The organism is Uniformispora flossi, from assembly GCF_049534875.1.
GTDB lineage: Bacteria > Actinomycetota > Actinomycetes > Streptomycetales > Streptomycetaceae > Yinghuangia > Yinghuangia aomiensis.
Genome location: NZ_JBMULZ010000012.1, coordinates 38,034 through 53,095 on the forward strand (window position 1 = coordinate 38,034; position 15,062 = coordinate 53,095).

At 69.9% G+C, this 15,062-nt stretch carries 17 protein-coding genes; 8 read left to right on the top strand and 9 right to left on the bottom strand.

Going from position 1 to position 15,062, the window contains the following annotated elements:
- Window positions 1–128 precede the first annotated feature (128 nt).
- The 3 genes from ACPA54_RS24475 to ACPA54_RS24485 form a co-directional block, all read right to left on the bottom strand.
- A complete protein-coding gene (locus tag ACPA54_RS24475; RefSeq protein ID WP_423533138.1) occupies window positions 129–731 on the bottom strand; it encodes a hypothetical protein in 603 nt (200 codons plus the stop codon).
- On the bottom strand, window positions 728–1,825 hold the full coding sequence (locus tag ACPA54_RS24480; protein ID WP_423533140.1) for a WXG100 family type VII secretion target: 1,098 nt from the start codon (window positions 1,823–1,825) through the stop codon (window positions 728–730). The genes ACPA54_RS24475 and ACPA54_RS24480 overlap by 4 nt, the downstream gene beginning before the upstream one ends.
- 125 nt (window positions 1,826–1,950) lie before the next feature.
- Window positions 1,951–2,106: a hypothetical protein gene (locus ACPA54_RS24485; RefSeq protein ID WP_423533142.1), complete on the bottom strand. Its 156-nt coding sequence runs from the start codon at window positions 2,104–2,106 to the stop codon at window positions 1,951–1,953.
- Window positions 2,107–2,592: 486 nt separating this feature from the next.
- On the opposite strand from ACPA54_RS24485, the gene ACPA54_RS24490 reads away from it, so the two are divergent.
- Window positions 2,593–3,201: a DUF4234 domain-containing protein gene (locus tag ACPA54_RS24490; protein WP_423533144.1), complete on the top strand. Its 609-nt coding sequence runs from the start codon at window positions 2,593–2,595 to the stop codon at window positions 3,199–3,201.
- Window positions 3,202–3,296: 95 nt separating this feature from the next.
- A complete protein-coding gene (locus tag ACPA54_RS24495) occupies window positions 3,297–3,905 on the top strand; it encodes a TMEM175 family protein (RefSeq protein ID WP_423533146.1) in 609 nt (202 codons plus the stop codon).
- Between the two features lie 133 nt (window positions 3,906–4,038).
- Here ACPA54_RS24495 and ACPA54_RS24500 read toward each other — a convergent pair whose 3' ends face one another.
- Window positions 4,039–4,530 carry a hypothetical protein gene (locus tag ACPA54_RS24500; protein WP_423533147.1) on the bottom strand — a complete coding sequence of 164 codons (492 nt, stop codon included), beginning with the start codon at window positions 4,528–4,530 and terminating at the stop codon, window positions 4,039–4,041.
- A 531-nt stretch (window positions 4,531–5,061) separates the two neighbouring features.
- The gene (locus ACPA54_RS24505; RefSeq protein WP_423533149.1) at window positions 5,062–5,481 is read right to left on the bottom strand and encodes a MarR family winged helix-turn-helix transcriptional regulator; all 420 of its coding nucleotides are present in this window, start codon (window positions 5,479–5,481) and stop codon (window positions 5,062–5,064) included.
- A gap of 152 nt (window positions 5,482–5,633) precedes the next feature.
- Here ACPA54_RS24505 and ACPA54_RS24510 point away from each other — a divergent pair, with 152 nt between their 5' ends.
- Window positions 5,634–6,149, top strand: coding sequence for a RidA family protein (locus ACPA54_RS24510; protein ID WP_423533151.1), 516 nt, complete (start codon window positions 5,634–5,636; stop codon window positions 6,147–6,149).
- Window positions 6,150–6,195: 46 nt separating this feature from the next.
- The gene (locus ACPA54_RS24515; RefSeq protein WP_423533153.1) at window positions 6,196–7,296 is read left to right on the top strand and encodes an alkene reductase; all 1,101 of its coding nucleotides are present in this window, start codon (window positions 6,196–6,198) and stop codon (window positions 7,294–7,296) included.
- Window positions 7,297–7,448: 152 nt separating this feature from the next.
- Here the strand turns inward: ACPA54_RS24515 and ACPA54_RS24520 are convergent, their stop codons facing one another.
- Both ACPA54_RS24520 and ACPA54_RS24525 read right to left on the bottom strand, forming a co-directional pair.
- On the bottom strand, window positions 7,449–8,225 hold the full coding sequence (locus ACPA54_RS24520) for an alpha/beta hydrolase (RefSeq protein WP_423533155.1): 777 nt from the start codon (window positions 8,223–8,225) through the stop codon (window positions 7,449–7,451).
- A gap of 347 nt (window positions 8,226–8,572) precedes the next feature.
- On the bottom strand, window positions 8,573–9,367 hold the full coding sequence (locus tag ACPA54_RS24525) for an SDR family NAD(P)-dependent oxidoreductase (protein WP_423533157.1): 795 nt from the start codon (window positions 9,365–9,367) through the stop codon (window positions 8,573–8,575).
- Between the two features lie 202 nt (window positions 9,368–9,569).
- Between ACPA54_RS24525 and ACPA54_RS24530 the strand changes: the two genes are divergently transcribed.
- The 4 genes from ACPA54_RS24530 to ACPA54_RS24545 all read left to right on the top strand — a co-directional run bounded on the left by ACPA54_RS24530 (window position 9,570) and on the right by ACPA54_RS24545 (window position 12,187).
- A complete protein-coding gene (locus ACPA54_RS24530; RefSeq protein ID WP_423533159.1) occupies window positions 9,570–10,655 on the top strand; it encodes a hypothetical protein in 1,086 nt (361 codons plus the stop codon).
- Window positions 10,656–10,702: 47 nt separating this feature from the next.
- Window positions 10,703–11,251: a UGSC family (seleno)protein gene (locus ACPA54_RS24535; protein WP_345680858.1), complete on the top strand. Its 549-nt coding sequence runs from the start codon at window positions 10,703–10,705 to the stop codon at window positions 11,249–11,251.
- Window positions 11,248–11,517 carry a hypothetical protein gene (locus ACPA54_RS24540; RefSeq protein WP_423533161.1) on the top strand — a complete coding sequence of 90 codons (270 nt, stop codon included), beginning with the start codon at window positions 11,248–11,250 and terminating at the stop codon, window positions 11,515–11,517. Before ACPA54_RS24535 ends, ACPA54_RS24540 begins: the two co-directional genes overlap by 4 nt.
- A 169-nt stretch (window positions 11,518–11,686) precedes the next feature.
- Window positions 11,687–12,187, top strand: a complete 501-nt coding sequence (locus ACPA54_RS24545; protein ID WP_423533163.1) for a Trp biosynthesis-associated membrane protein — start codon at window positions 11,687–11,689, stop codon at window positions 12,185–12,187.
- 73 nt (window positions 12,188–12,260) lie between these two features.
- On the opposite strand, the gene ACPA54_RS24550 is transcribed toward ACPA54_RS24545, so the two are convergent.
- Together ACPA54_RS24550 and ACPA54_RS24555 are read right to left on the bottom strand one after the other, a co-directional pair.
- Window positions 12,261–13,331 carry a LysR family transcriptional regulator gene (locus ACPA54_RS24550; RefSeq protein ID WP_423533164.1) on the bottom strand — a complete coding sequence of 357 codons (1,071 nt, stop codon included), beginning with the start codon at window positions 13,329–13,331 and terminating at the stop codon, window positions 12,261–12,263.
- 223 nt (window positions 13,332–13,554) lie between these two features.
- Window positions 13,555–15,024 carry a hypothetical protein gene (locus ACPA54_RS24555; protein ID WP_423533166.1) on the bottom strand — a complete coding sequence of 490 codons (1,470 nt, stop codon included), beginning with the start codon at window positions 15,022–15,024 and terminating at the stop codon, window positions 13,555–13,557.
- Between the last annotated feature and the right edge of the window lie 38 nt (window positions 15,025–15,062).

Genomic DNA, 15,062 nt, shown 5'->3' on the forward strand with positions numbered 1-15,062 from the left:
CCATCGGTACAGCCGTTCAAACATGCTGCCTCCTTGTGGCTGCGGCCCGGATGACCTGTCACTCGTGATGTGCTCGGAGGCATCGTGTGGCGCGTCGTGGTCCAGACAGCCGCCGTCATCCTGGTTCGTCAACGGTAGCTGTCGAGTGCGGTGCAGCCTGCTCGCACCAACGCCGGGTCGACCAGGTGCTGCGGTCCCACCGCCGCGCTGACCTTTGCCGCTGCTCGGGCCGCGGTCGGGGGTTCGGTGAACTCTATGCGTACGTCGTGCGGCCACGCGCGGTTGCCGCCTTCGACCATGAGCGCGCCCGAGACCAGGACCACCCGCACGACCTTGCCGTCGGCGACGAACACAAAGGCCGGCCCGGGGTCGTCGTCGTACGACGGCGCGCGGGCTGCCTGGCCGAACTTGCGCACCAGCATGTCCGTGTCGGCGTCGAGGTAGACCGTGTCCCAGTCGAACCGGGTCGCGTCGGCCAGCAGCAGCGAACCGTCCTTGCAGAGTTCGTCGTAGGCACGGTCGTGGAAGGCCGACGGGGTGTCGTCGTTGATCCATTGGTGGACGAACGTCCGGAAGCCGTCGGACACCCCGTACAGCAGCGAAAAGAACACCAAGGGGACGCCCACAAGCACGCCCATGACCGCGAGCAGGGTGCGCCACGCGCTTTTGACCCGTCGGCCGCCGGGTGTGGGCAACGGGCCCGCCGTCCGCCCCTCTTCGGACGCACTCACGGCAGGTCCGACGAGGGCGTGGTGCCCTTCATATCCGGGTGGATCGTCTGGTCACCCGCGACCTGGTCGCTGTACTGCAGGTTGCCTTGCGCATCCACGACCACCGTGCGGCCTTGGCGGACCGCGCGCTCGATCGCGTCCGCCACCTGGTCGAGTGACTGGCCGGACGTCTCCTGGGCCACGTTGCGCCCTACCTCGTTGTTGTAGAGGTCCATCGACTCGAAAGTCTGGGTGTACGGCTTGGTGTCCGCGTTCATTTCATGCGCCGTCGTGTACTTCGCGGCCCACTCGGGGCCGAACCGGCGGGTGAGCATCGCGTTCCAGAAGGCGTGCCGAAACGCGTCGCCGTGGCCGTCTAGTTCGCCTTGGTTCGGGAAGCGTTTGCGGCACTCTTCCCACGCCTTGTTCGAGATGAGCATGAACTCGGCACGTTCCTCGGTGCTCAGCGCCGTGAACAAGTCCTGCTCTGTCCCGACCCGATAGCCGTTGAGCTGCGGGATGCGGTCCTCGATCCAGTTGGCGTGGAACGGCTCCTTCTGCCGAGGATCGTCTCCCACTTGGTAGCTCAGCATGATCTCGGCGGGCGAAAGGCGCATCGCCTGCATGAACGCGTTGTCCGCGGCGTGGGCGGTCAGCCGGGCCCGGATCATCACGGAGTTGAACTCTTCCACCAGTTCCGCCCTGCGTCGCAGGTCGGATTCCGTCGCGGGCCCCTTGCCTGGCGGAAGCAGTTCCAACGCGGCCGGATCGAACGCGGCGCGCTGCACGTCGCCCCACGGAACGCCGAATCCCGCCGCGATGTCGAGGCACCGGCGCACCTGCTGGTGCGCCGAGTCGAGGCCGTCGGCGTAGGTGTTCATCGTGGTCACGAAGTGTTGTATCTGTGACGCGAGTTCGTGGATGCGGGTGCGCGATCCGGCGACCGTTTGGCGGAAGCCGTTGGCGGCGTCGCCTTGCCAGTTCGCGCTGGATGAAGCGACCGTGTCGAGGAGCTGCGCGGAACGGCCGGTGCGTATCGTCTCGGTCAGGACCTGCTGCGCGGCGGCGCGGATTCCGGCCGGGTCGCCCGGGATGACCTCTTGTACGTCCGTCACGGTCAGCCCAGGGCATCTCGGATGAGCTGCGACGTCTTGCGGCTTATCTCGTCCGCGTCGACGTACGCCTGACTGTTCGTGTCCACCTGCCCTGCGGCGCCGTCCAGTTGCGTAGCCGCCGTACGTTACGCCTCGCTCAGCCGGTGCAGCTCCCGCTCGATCGTCGTCTGCACCCGCGCGGTCCCGGCCTTCGGCCGCCCGACCCCCGCCACTCCGACACCGGCAGCACGCACATGCGACGAAGCCTCGGCCAGTTGCGTCTTCACCACCTGGAGATCCACCGGACTCACCTGAAAACCCCCGGCCATGAAACCCCACTTCCCCCGAAGCCGGCGCATCCCGGCTGCCAGGCGCAGCGGCCTGGCGGGCAACCGCGATGCTCTTCTCGGGAAGTCTAAGCGCGGGCACGTCGCCGCAACCGAACAAATGGCCGACGGCGTCAGCGGTAGTCGGTCGACTCCACGCCCAGGACGCCACCATCCCCAACCACGCAAGGGGCTACCGCGTCGACCAGCTCGAGGCATCCGGACGCGAACCACTGCGTTACACCTGCAATCGTCGTCCGGCCCCTTGCGCCGCGGTGCGACGGCGGCAGATCCGAGCGACGATGAAAGGTACAGCCCGCACGACGAAACCCGACTGCGCGGCGGCACCGACGCAGCGCAGTGAAGCACTGCCCAACGGCTGTGGTGGCTATGGAACATCTACCAGCAATCCAGCAGGTCGACCGGTACGTACATCAACGGCGCTACACGGACCAGAAGTTCGTGAGCTGGCCGATCTACTTCTTCTTGCTCAGCTGGATCACCCTCGGCATCTACGTGTGCGTGATCTTCTATCGGCGCCTTAATCGCGCCGATCTCTTTCGGAACCGCAAGGCCCACTACTACGACGCAGTTGTGGATGCAACGCGCCAGTACGCTGAGCAGACAGGGAAGGGAGATTCCGTCCACAACGACTTGGCGGACCTTGACCGTTACACCCGGGAACGCTTCGAAGACGAACACAAGCCCATCAACGCCGGACTGTCGTTCGTGCTCGCGATTGTCACACTCGGGATCTACGGCTGGTACGCCATCCATCGCCTGATGCGCTTCTGGTGGGAGATCCAGCTCACCGAGCAGGACTTCGACGAGAAGATCAGCATGGTGTGGATGCGCCTGGACCTCGTCAGGTATCCGCTGACGTTCGAGCCCGACGAGCAACTGCGACGCAGCTTCTGGATGCATTTCCTGCTGGCGATCGTCACCCTGGGGATTTACGGCATCATCTGGGACTACCGGCTCCACACCGACCCGGAAAGGGTCTATCCCGAGTTCCACACGGCTGAAGACTCGGTGCTCAACACCCTGCGGGCGGTGCCTGCGCCGCACTGAGGTTCGCCGATCCGAACTCCATCGCGCTGTACGGTTATCCGCCGTGGTGGACGGCGGAGGCGGATGTGGAGTCGGGCGTGAATGAGACCGGGCGGATGGAAGCCTTCAGTGACGGGGTGTTCGCTATTGCGATCACGCTGTTGATTCTGGAGATCAAGGTGCCCGAAGTGGAGCCGGGGCAGTCGCTGTGGGGGGCTCTGGGGCATCTGTGGCCGTCGTATGCGGCCTACGTGGTGAGCTTTCTGGTTATTGGGATCATCTGGATGAATCACCACCAGTTCCTGACGCATTTGGCTCGGGTGGACCGGGTGGCGTTGTTCCTCAACTTGCTGCTGCTGATGACGGTTTCGGCGTTGCCGTGGCCGACGTCGGTGGTGGCGGCGTATCTGCGTGACGGGGACGACGCGAAGATCGCGATGGCCGTGTACGGCGGGTTCATGGTGCTGTTCTCCGCCGCGTTCTCGCTGTTCTGGTGGTACGTGACGCGTCGCGGGCATCTGTTCCACGACTACGTCGACACCGAGGGCGCCCGCGCCACCCGCGGCCGGTTCGCGTTGGGCATGCTGCTGTACCCGTGCACGGTGGGGCTGGCGTTCGTGTCGGCGGTGGGGACGTTGATTCTGCACGGAGTGCTGGCGGTGTACTACGCGTTCAATCAGCTGCCGGTGCCGGTTCGGGCGGATGCGGGGAGCACTGCGGACTGAGGCGCGATCCAGAGGCCGCGCACGGCCGAGGCGGGCGCCCCGAGAAACGATTTCGTTGAGGCGGTTCCGTGTCACTCCCGGAGCGGCTACCGTAAGCCGCTCATCGGCGGGGCCACGTGCCACGTCGATGGGCCTACGCGACGGCGGGTGGGGATCGGCCTCGCGGCACTACGACGCGAAGCGTCTGCTTCGGCGTCCGGCAAACCGGGATGTCGGGGGTGGGGAGCATGAAGCACATACGCGTGGCCGCGGCAGCAATAGTCGTACTCCTGGGGGTGGTTGGCTGCGAGCCGACGGACACCAACGGCCGGGCCGACGGGAAAGGCGGCGTAGCGGCAACCGCCTCGACGTCGCCCTCCGCAACGCCGACGGCATCGGACACGGCGACGCCCTCCGCAAGCTCGGCCTTGACCGCACCCCCATCGGCAACACCGCTGACATCGCCGCCGACAACGGCATCGACGACGCCCCCGGGCACCGACGCCGCGCAGTCCACCGCGCCGACCCGTCCGGCGACGGCCAAGCCGGCCACGACCAAGCCCGTCGCCCCGAAAACCACCGCGCCCAGGACCACCGCACCCCAGGCAGCCACCGCTAAAGTCGGCGCGTGCGAGATCGTGTCCAACGCCGGGAACTGTTATAACGACGGGCAGTTCTGCCGTAAGGCCGACATCGGCCGCTCCACTCACGACCGGGATGGCGAGTGGATCACCTGCGTCCGCGACGGAAGCGTGAATCGCTGGGTCGCGAAGTAGGGGAGTGGGGGAGTAGGGAAGCAGTCCCGAAGTACCGAAGCAGTGCGAGCAGTCGCGAAGTAGTGGGTTGGCGAAGTAGCAGTCAGTAGGCAACTCGCGCACCAACACGCCCTCTGCCGCCTGTCACCGGTGTGCCTCGGACCGTCTCCCGTCGGGCCCGAGGCGCACCGGTGGCGGCTGCGGCGGCTCGCCTCCCCGGTGGCCTTCCCCTGATCACCGCGAGTGTCGGCCGCGTCCCCCGTGCCGCCGGAATACCCAACGATGCCGGTGGGCGGCAGGGTACGGGGAGCCTCAGCGGACGAGCCGAGTTCCACCCGAAAGGGTTGGAATCCCCACCGGATTTGAACGTTTCGCCCGGCCGCCGGTCAGACCCGTGCCGCCGGCCAAACCCGCACCGCCCGTCAGACTCGCGCTGTCCCCGTCAGCGCCCCCACCAACTGCGCCAAGTCCGGCTCAGTAGCGGCTGCCGCCAGCGAGCGGGTCAGGGCCTCGCGGTAGGTGGGGGCGGATTCGGTCTGGCGGGCGCGGCCGGTGTCGGTGATGACGGAGTAGACGCCGCGGCGGTCGTTGGCGCAGAGGTCGCGGCGGGTCAGGCCGTCGGCTTCCAGGCGGGCGACCAGGCGGCTTACCGAACTCTGGTTGAGGCCGAGCCGGTCGGCGAGTTCCTGCATGCGCAGTTCGCCGTCGGCCGCGGTGGCGAGGTGGCAGAGCGCCCGGTACTCGGACAGCCCCAGGTGGTGGGCGCGCTGGAGAGCTCTGGAGAGGTCGTTCTCGACGCGGGCGTGCAGTGTGACCAGGCGGTCCCAACATTCCGGGTCCATGGCCGGTCCTCCTTCACGTGCTGTTGACAAGATCTTACGTGCGTGAGCAACATATGCATGTGCAAGCAATTGATGCGGATGCATATTCCCGGCATGCAGGCCCGGGCACCCCGCAGCACCGCACAGCGACCGATTCCGAGGAGGAACCCACCATGTCCGTCACCACCAACACCGCCAGCGCCGCCGCCGGCACGAGCACCAGCACCAGCACCAGCACCCCCGACACCGCCATCCGCCAGGTCGCGACCACCCCCGACTGGTACGAGCCGTACAAGATCTCCCAGGCCGTCCGCGCCGGCGGATTCGTGCACGTCTCCGGACAGGCAGGTATCGACGAGCAGGGGCGGACGGTCGAGGGTGGGTTCCTGGCGCAGGGACGCCAGGCGTTCGCGAACATCGAGCGGGTGCTGGCCGCGGCGGGGGCATCGCTTGCGGACGTCGTGAAGGTGACGATCCTGGTCCGCGGCATGGCCGATCATCTGGACGAAGTGATCCAGCTACGCGGGGAGTTCCTGGATCACCCGTATCCGGCCGACACGCTCATGGAAGTGGTGTCGCTGGCGCAGCCGGACTGGCTGATCGAGATCGACGCGTTGGCGCTCGACCGCGGATACCTCCACGGGGGAAGCGGCGACGGGCACGGCGGGGGCCACCACACCGCAGCCTGACCTGACGTCGCACACCCACCACACGCAGCAGCAACGGAGACTCCCGATGACCTCCCTCACCTCCCTCGCCCCCCTCTTCCGCCCCCACCGCTCCCACCGTCTCGACCTCCGCAACCGCATCGCGATGGCGCCCATGACGCGCGGGCGAGCCGACGACGCCACCGGCGTGCCGAGCCCGCTCGCGCCGACGTACTACCGGCAGCGCGCCGGGGCCGGGTTGCTGATCACCGAGGGGGCTTACGTGAACCCCCTCGCAAAGGGCGGGCCGGGCATCCCCGGCATCCATACGGACGCACAGACCGACGGATGGCGCGCCGTCCCGGACGCGGTGCATGCCGAGGGTGGGACGATCTTCGCCCAGCTCTGGCACGTCGGGCGCATGAGCCACCCGCGCGTCCTGCCCGACGGGGAACTCCCCGTAGCACCGTCCGCGGTACGCATCGACGGGGCGTCGATCTTCACGCAGGACGGGTGGGTCGATCACGTCACGCCGCGCGCCTTGACGGCGGGCGAAATCGACCAGACCGTCCGGGACTTCGCCCGAGCCGCCGAGAATGCCGTAGCCGCGGGCTTCGACGGTGTCGAGATCCATGGCGCGAACGGCTACTTGATCCAGCAGTTCCTCGCCGACAACACCAACCGGCGCACGGACGGCTACGGCGGCTCGCTGCAGGGCCGGCTCCGCTTCCCGATCGAGGTCGTCGAGGCGGTCGTCGCCGCCGTCGGCGCCGACCGCGTGGCGCTGCGGATCTCGCCGGACAACGACGAGAACCAGCTCGCCGAGGCGGACCCCCAGGAGACATACCGAGCACTCGTGGACGCGATCGACCCGCTGGGCCTCGCGTACCTCCACGTCCTCGAGCGCGGCCGCTACCGCGCGATCGAAGATCTGCGTCCGCGGTGGTCGGGGACGCTGGTCGCCAACCACAACGGCCCCACACCCAGCGACCCGCAGGCGGCCGCACGGCTCATCGAGGCGGGACATGCGGACTTGTTCGCGTTCGGACGGCTGTTCCTCAGCAACCCGGACCTGCCCGCGCGGCTGGCGTCCGGAACTCCGCTGGCACCGACCGCAACACAGGGCGTGTACGGCGGAGGCGCCGAGGGATACGTCGACTACCCGGCGGCCGAGGTCGTCGCGGCGTAACGCCGCTCGCGCCGCCCGCCCGTACGGGAGCTGACGGGCGGGCGGCACAGACTTCATGATGCTGCGTCACGGACCGTGAGCGCAGCCGGGTCGACGGGGAACCTGCTTGCCGAAAACGTCAGTTCGCCGGGGGAGCCCGCCGGCCGGGCAGCTCAGTTCGCCGGAGGCGGGGTCGGGCCCGGGAGGTTCCTGGTGAAGAACTCCAACGCCAACGGCACCGCTTTCTTGAAGTCCCTGGTCAAATGCCGGCCGCCGGGGTTGTCCCAGCGTTCGACGATGGCCGGCGGCTTGACGAGAGGCGCGAAGTTGTCGGCGACGCGTCGTTCCTCGGGTTCGTTGCCGCCGACGACGAGCAGGAGCTTGGTCGGGCCGCCGGCTTTCCCCGCGAGCAGGCTGGGGTTGTTCGCCTCCCACTCGGGCCCCTTGCCGTGCCAGAGCTTCGAGTCGGGGATGAAGTACGCCCCGATCGGCACCGCCGCGGCGAAGCGGTCCGGTCGCTGCAAGGCGAGCTTGGCGGCGCAGAAGCCGCCGGACGAGCCGCCCATGATGCCCCACGCCTTCGGGTCGGGGTTCGCACGGAAGTTGGCGAGGACCATGTCGCGCACGTCCTCGGTGATCCACGTGCCGACCTTCGGCTGCCCGGGGATGTCGGAGCACTCGGTCTCCAGGCCCTTGGAGAGCTGCATCGATGGCATGACCAGGATGAACGGATGGGACTTGCCGGTCTTGGCCATGTCGGTGAGCGCGGTCTGGAGCCCGAGCTGGGCGTTGTCGACCCAGGTGTTGTAGTTGTTGCCCTCGCCGCCGGGGAAAAGGACGAGCACGGGGAAGCCCGAGCCGGCGTATGTGGGGTCGTCGTACTCGGGCGGGGTCCACGTCCAGACGTTCATCGTGACGTCGGACTCGGGACCGTGCAGGGAGGTCTTCATCACGGGACGGCCGGCCTGCGTCAGCACCTGCGTGAACGCCGCGGGCGGGCCGGTCGGGGACGGCGGTCCGGTCCGCGGGGTCGGCGCTGGGGCGGCGGCGGGCGGCGCACCGCCCGCCGAGGCCGAACCGGCCGAGGGAGATGCGGGCGACCGGGCAGCCGCGCCGCCCCCGCCGCCGCTCCCGTCACCCCCGCAGCCGGCCAGGAGGGCGGCGACGAGGAGGGCGGCGAGCGCGGCGCCGGAAACGCGGCATCGCCGGGTCTTTGCCGAGGTGTGCACAGCTGTGTCGACGCGCGGGAAGCGCGATCCGTTGCCGACCCGGCGGTGAACATCCGACAAACAGGGCTTCAGAGTTCGTAAGTCGGCCGGCTCCGCGACAAGAACGCCCCGTTGTCGCTCAGTACGAACTGCCCCGTCGTATGCCCCGCCAGGTCCGAGCACAAGAACAGCACCACCTTCGCCATGTCGTCCGGCTCCGACAGCGCCCCCAGCGGAATCGCCTTCAGCAGCCCCGCCTGGAACTCCTCCGACAGTGTCGCCGCCACCTGCGCGGTCAGTGTCGTTCCCGGCGCCACCGCGTTCACCCGGATCCGGTGCGGTGCGAGTTCCACCGCCAGGGTCTGCGTCAGGTGGTTGATTCCCGCCTTGGCCGCTCCGTAAGGCGCCAGGCCCGGCGCCGGCCGGGTCGTCTCCCCCGAACTCACGTTGACGATGCATCCTCCACCGCCCGCCGCGATCATCGCCCGCGCCTCCGCCTGGCACGAGTACGCGGTCGCCAGCAGGTTGACTCCCACAACGTCGCGCACCGCGTCCGGCGTCCAGTCGACGAACGCCGCCGCCCCGTGCCCCGCGGTCATCCCCACGTTGTTGACGGCAATGTCCAGACTCCCGAGACCGGCCACCACCGCTTCCACCATCCCCGCCACGGCCCCCGCGTCCGTCGCATCGGCCCGCACGGCGAGGGACCGCACGCCTTCGCCCTTCACCAGCTCGGCCGTCTCCTCCGCCGCTTCCTCCCGCAGATCCGCCACCGCGACATCCGCTCCCGCCCGGGCGAGCCGCAGGCAGATCGCCCGGCCGATGCCCGCGCCGCCGCCCGTCACCAGCGCCGTCCGGCCGCTCAAGTCGATGCCGATCGCCACGTCAACCTCCCACACACCCAGTCGTTCGAAAATTGACCATACCTGGTTCGAACTTTCGAACTCACCCCTTGCTTCTGACGAGCCGTCAGGCTAGCTTCATGCCCGCAAGTCAGCGAGAGGCAGCGTGAAGCACCGAGAGGCAAAGCCCGGCACCCGCCGCGGCGAACCCCCGCGGGCGACAGCGAAACCGAAAGGGGCGGTCGTGGCCGACACCGACCAGCAGACGGCAGACACAGCAGCGGACAAAGAGCCGCTCACCCTCCCCGACGAATCCCCCGAAGCGCTCTACGCCCTCCTCGCCGACCGCGGCTGGGGCGACGGCCTGCCGATCGTCGCCCCGACCCGTGCCCGCGTCGACGCGATGCTGGCCGGGTACTCCGGCGACCCCGACGAGGTCATCGGCACCCTCGCCCCCCGCCTCGGCGAAGCCACCCCGCGCATCCTCGCGGTCAACGCCGTCATGGCCGGCTGTCCCGCCGACCTGCTGCCCGTCCTCGTCGCCGCGGTGCGCGGCCTCGTCGCTCCCGAGTTCAACCTGCGGGGCGTCAACTCCACGACCCACCCGGTCTCCGCGATGGTCCTCGTGCACGGCGAAGCGGTGGAACGCCACGGCTTCAACGCGGGCACGGGCACGCTCGGACCCGGCAACCGTGCCAACGCGACGCTCGGCCGCGCCGTCCGGTTCGTCATGATGCACGTCGCCGGCGGCACCGCGAAGGGCCACGACGGCGGCGGCCTGGGCGACGCGGCCACGCAAGGCCAGCCGTCCAAGTACACCTTCTGCTTCGCCGAGAACACCGCCGCGAGCCCGTGGCCCGCCTACCCGCGCAGCCTCGGCATCGACGCGCCGAGCGCGGTCACCGTGGCCGGCATGGAGAACCCGCACAACTTCCACGACATGGAGAGCCGCGACCCCGCCGGGATCCTCGACAAGGCGGCCACCGTCATGGCGACGTTCGGCACCAACAACGCCGTGGTCTCCGACGCCGAGTACTTCGTCGTCCTCGGCCCCGAGCACGCCGCGACGATCGCGGGCGCGGGCTGGGCCCGGCAGGACGTGCAGTCGTACCTGTTCGAGAAGGCCCGCCGCCCCGCCGGCGACTTCCGCGCGCACTTCCAGTCCAACCTGTGGCGGCCGTGGATGAAGGCGCTCCGCGACGACGACCTCCAGCCGATGACCGACCACCCGGAGAACATCCGCGTGCTGGTGTCCGGCGGTCCGGGCAAGCAATCGTTCGTGCTGCCCAGTTGGGGCCGCACCCGCAGCGTCACCGTCCCCGTCGCGTGAGCGGCCACCCGCGAAAAGGACCGGAACGGCAGCAGAAAGGCAGCAGCATGATCGAGATCCTGTCCCCGGAAGGCCGGGTCGGCGCGCCGTCCAAGCACCTGGCACCGTCCCCCGAGCTGTTGGCGGGCAAGCGCATCGCCGTCCTGGACAACCTGAAGCCGCACGCGGGCCAGATCCAAGGTGCCATCGCCCGCCTCGTGGCCGAACGCACCGGCGCGACCGTCACGCTGGAGATCCCCAAGGTGTCGGCGGCGCTGCCCGCGGAACCCGAGGTCGTCGAACGCATCCTGGCCGAGGCCGATCTGGTGATCACCGGTTCCGCGGACTGCGGCTCGTGCACGTCGTGGAGCGCGCACGACACGGTGGAGCTGGAGCAGCTCGGCATCCCGACGGTGCTGCTGTCCACCGCCGGGTTCACGGAACTCGCGGAGCAGGTGTGCGCGTTGTACGGACTGCCGGAGGCGCGCATCCTCAGCGTGCCGGGCCCCCTGGGCGGTTCCAGCGACGCGCAGTTGGACGCGATGGCGGCGGACGCCGTCGAGCGTACGTTGGGCCTGTTCACCGGCACGGCGGCGAACCCGGAGGTCCCGGCATGAGCTCGCTCACCGACGCGGACGTCGCCGCGGCGCTGCGCCCGCTGTCGGACGCCCTGGCGGCCGACGACTACCGCCTGGACGTGGCGCGCGACGGCGACTTCGCGGTGACGCTCACCGTCGTGGCACTCGACGGCGCGTGCGCCGAGTGCCTGGTGCCGGCCGAGATCACCCGGCGGATGGCCGAGCAGCGGCTGACCGCGGCCGGTGCCGCACCGGCCGCCGGCTGGCAGGTCCAGGTCCGCTATCCGGCGGACCTCGGCCACTGAACCACGGCCGGACCGGAGCCGCCCGCCCCGCGAAGCCCCGGGAAGGGGGCGGCGGTTCAGGCCCCGGGGAACCCCGGGAAAATAACCCCGCGGACATTTCAAATATTCTCCGGAATATGTTTCCGAAGGGGTTTATCCGCATAGCCGCGGACCACTAAAGTCCGATGCCATGACTTCACCGGTTTATGGTGCCCAGCACGGCTCGCCCCCGGTCGCCGGGGCCGGGCAGGGGCACGCCAACCCCTCGTACATCGGCGTACTCGGGGCGGTCCTCGTCCTCGTCGGCTCGTTCCTCCCGTGGGTGAAACTGTCCACGGAGGGGCTGTCCGAGACGGTCAAGGGCAACGACGGCGACGGCATCATCACGCTCGTCGCGGCCATCGCGGCCATCGTGCTGTTCGGTGTCGGCGTGGCGATGCGCAAGGCGGCCGTGAGCGCGGCCGGCGCCCTTCCGGGCCTGGTGGCGCTGGTGTTCGCGGTGCTGAACATGGTCGACAAGGAGCGGCTGCCGACCCAGCAGGCGGAGGACAAGGGCGCGGATTCGGACACGATCAAGGAGGCCCTGCAGAGCCTCGACCTGTCCAACAGCTACGGCATCTACATCGTGCTGATCGGCGCGCTCGTCACCGTCGCGGGCGGCGTCCTCGCCTACCTCCGCGGCCGCGGCTGACACCGCGCGGCACCGCAACGCCGCACGGCAGCACCGCCCCGCACGGACTCGTCCCCGTGTATTCGTCCGTTTGTCAAATTCCGCCCGTCGGGCTTTCCCGGATATCCCTCGCAGGATATCCGCGGTCGGCCCGGCGGGCGGCCGCATGCCACAGCAAATGCAGGGGATGACCGGCCGGCAGCCGGTCGATTTCGCCTTTTCGGGCGAAAACCCCGACCAGGACCTCCCAGTCGGAATCGGCGATGTCGACGGCGCGCAGCGGTGTCCCGCCGCCGAGGCGGCCGTCCCGGACCGCGTCGGCGATGCCTTCGGTGACCAGCATCGCGCCGTGCAGCGGCAGCCGGGAGCGCAGGAGTTCGAGGCCGAACGGCACCGCGTCGATCTCCGCGGCGATGGTGAGACGCTCGGCGTAGCCGGGGCCGAACCAGCCGCGCAGGAAGTCGGCGATCAGCCCGTCGGACGGGACGACGAGCGGGACGTCGGGCAAAGCGCCGACCGGGATCGGCCCGTCGGGGAGCCGGTCCGCCGGCAGGTTGGTGAGCAGGCTCAGGCCGCCGCGGGCGAGTTCGAGGACGTCGCAGCCGTCCGGTGCGGCGTCTCCCCCGGCCCGGATGGCGACGCTGCCGCAGACCAGGTCGACCTGGTTCCCGGCGAGCCGGGACAGCAGGTCGCGGGTGCGGATGTGGTCGACCTTCAGGTCGATGCCGCGGTCCGCCAGCTCGTCTTCGATGTCGGCGATGGCGTCGGCGACGATGCCCAGCGTGTAGCGGGTCGCGCCGACGGTGAGGGTGCCCGCGGATTTGCTGCGCAAGTCCCGGATGGTGTCGGACCATTCGCCGAGCGTCGCCTCGGCCATCTCCACGAGGACTTCGCCGGTGCCGGTGAACAGCACATCCTTGCCGCGGCCTTGCTTGAGGACCAGCGGTTCGCCGCACATCTCCTGGAAGTTGCGGTTCAGCGTGTCGAGCTGCTTCTGCACGCTGGACTGTTCGCGCCGCAGGTAGCGCGCCGCGCCGAGCGCGGTGCCGGTGGCGTGCACCGCGAGCAGGGTGCGGAGTTGGTCGAGGGTGGTGTCGAGCAGCGGGGCCGGGGTGCTCGGGAGGGGACCCCGCCGGGTCCGGCGGGTCCGAGCGGAGGCTGGCATCGCGATCCGTTCTGCGGGTCGGAGGCAAGGCGGTGCTTCGGGATCTCGCGGTGGTGCGGAGGCTCACGGTCGGAGTCTCCGGAGACTTTCGGGATCCCGAAAGCACAGCGGCCCGAAAGACGGGCCGCAGGAAGGAAGGAGGCTAGCAGGGCCCCGGCCGGGCCGCCCGGGCCTGCGCTAACCGGACACTGGCCTCCGGCTGCCTCCGACTGCCTCCGCCCTCTCACAGCGCCAGCGCGGCCCCGTCCACATGCACGTGCTTGCCGACCCACTCGCCGGTGCAGAACGCCGCCACCACGCCCATGTCCTCGGACGCGGCCACCGTGCGACCGCCGCCCGGCACGCCGACCACGGCGATCGCCTTCGACGGCCCGCTCGCGCCTTCCACCACGGTGTAGCCGTCGACCACGCCGACACCCTTGTAATCGGGGGTGACCTCGCACGTCGTGGCGGCTTCCGCGGTCCGCGACGACAGGTCCTCGCCGTGGAACGGCGTGGCGGTCGGCGTGCCCGACCACACCATGCCCGCCTGCTTGGTGACCATCCCGGAGATGCACGTCACCACGCCGACCGCGTCCGGGTCCTCACGCAGCGTCTTGGCCATCGACACCGTCGAGTGCAGCACATAGCTGTTGAGGGGACCGCCCGCGAACGACATGCCGCCGGTCACCGTCAGGTCGTCGCGGTCCCCGAGCCCGAGTTCGGCCCGCTGGATGCGCACGGCCGCCGGGAAGCAGCTGTACAGGTCGAGGTACTTCGCGTCGGCGGGCGCGACGCCGGTGTACGCGGACAGCCACGACCCCACCGCGGCGAACCCCGGCGACCGGTGCAGCTGCGCCCGCGCGACGATCGGCACCATCAGGTTCGACTCGGCGGCGGCCCACGGGAACACCCAGCGGTCGCGCGGCACCCCGAACCGCTCGGCGGCTTCCGCCGAGCACAGGATCAGCGCGGCGCCCTGGTCGACCCCTGCGCGCGAGCAGTGCGAGCGCGTGTAGGGGCGGGACAGCATCGGGTTCGCCGGGGACGCCTCGGCGATCGCCTCGGGCGCGACGGCGCGGCGGTGCCACGCGTCCGGGTTTCCGACGGCACGGTCGGCGAACTTCGACCACAGCGCGGCGACGTCGGCGGCGTGCTCGTCGAGCGACCGGCCCTCGTCGTGCCGCAGCGCCGATTCGAGGATGGCGTACTGCCGCACCGGGACCGGGAGTCCGCGGTCGATCTCGACGCGGTGCAGGATGTCGCCGGTCGGCCGCAGCGACACGTCCGGCTCGATCGGCGGCAGCGGCTGGTGGATCGGCGGGAGGCCGGTGCCGCGCAGCCGGCGGTCGCGGTAGGCCGCCTCGGCGCCGACGACCAGGACGACGTCCTCGTTGCCCGCCGCGATGCCGGCCGCCGCGCGCGTCAGCAGCGTCTGCTGCAGCACCCCGAGTTCCGCGACCAGCGTGCGGGCCTTCGAGGCGCCGAACCGGTCGGCGATCCGCCGCCCCGGGTCGCCCTGCCCCCACATGCCGCGGGGTATCAGGACCATGTCCAAGGCGCCGAGGAGGTCCGCGGCGCCGCTGTCGTGGCCGGCGGCCTCGGCCGCGTCCGCCATCAGTTCGAGGGCGTCCCGGCCGCCGCCGGGCTCGTCGACCCGCTGCCGGACCGCCGCCACTCCGACCAGTACCGGTGTACGCGGATCCACGCTCATTGAGACTCCCCTGCTCCCGTCGTTCGAACGCGCCCGCG

Bases quoted from the DNA above. Each gene is read 5' to 3' on its own strand.
- ACPA54_RS24495 (WP_423533146.1), top strand. From the start codon at position 3,297: ATGGAAGCCTTCAGTGACGGGGTGTTCGCTATTGCGATCACGCTGTTG.
- ACPA54_RS24505 (WP_423533149.1), bottom strand. From the start codon at position 5,481: ATGGACCCGGAATGTTGGGACCGCCTGGTCACACTGCACGCCCGCGTC.
- ACPA54_RS24510 (WP_423533151.1), top strand. From the start codon at position 5,634: ATGTCCGTCACCACCAACACCGCCAGCGCCGCCGCCGGCACGAGCACC.
- ACPA54_RS24515 (WP_423533153.1), top strand. From the start codon at position 6,196: ATGACCTCCCTCACCTCCCTCGCCCCCCTCTTCCGCCCCCACCGCTCC.
- ACPA54_RS24520 (WP_423533155.1), bottom strand. From the start codon at position 8,225: ATGAAGACCTCCCTGCACGGTCCCGAGTCCGACGTCACGATGAACGTC.
- ACPA54_RS24535 (WP_345680858.1), top strand. From the start codon at position 10,703: ATGATCGAGATCCTGTCCCCGGAAGGCCGGGTCGGCGCGCCGTCCAAG.
- ACPA54_RS24540 (WP_423533161.1), top strand. From the start codon at position 11,248: ATGAGCTCGCTCACCGACGCGGACGTCGCCGCGGCGCTGCGCCCGCTG.
- ACPA54_RS24545 (WP_423533163.1), top strand. From the start codon at position 11,687: ATGACTTCACCGGTTTATGGTGCCCAGCACGGCTCGCCCCCGGTCGCC.
- ACPA54_RS24550 (WP_423533164.1), bottom strand. From the start codon at position 13,331: ATGCCAGCCTCCGCTCGGACCCGCCGGACCCGGCGGGGTCCCCTCCCG.
- ACPA54_RS24555 (WP_423533166.1), bottom strand. From the start codon at position 15,024: ATGAGCGTGGATCCGCGTACACCGGTACTGGTCGGAGTGGCGGCGGTC.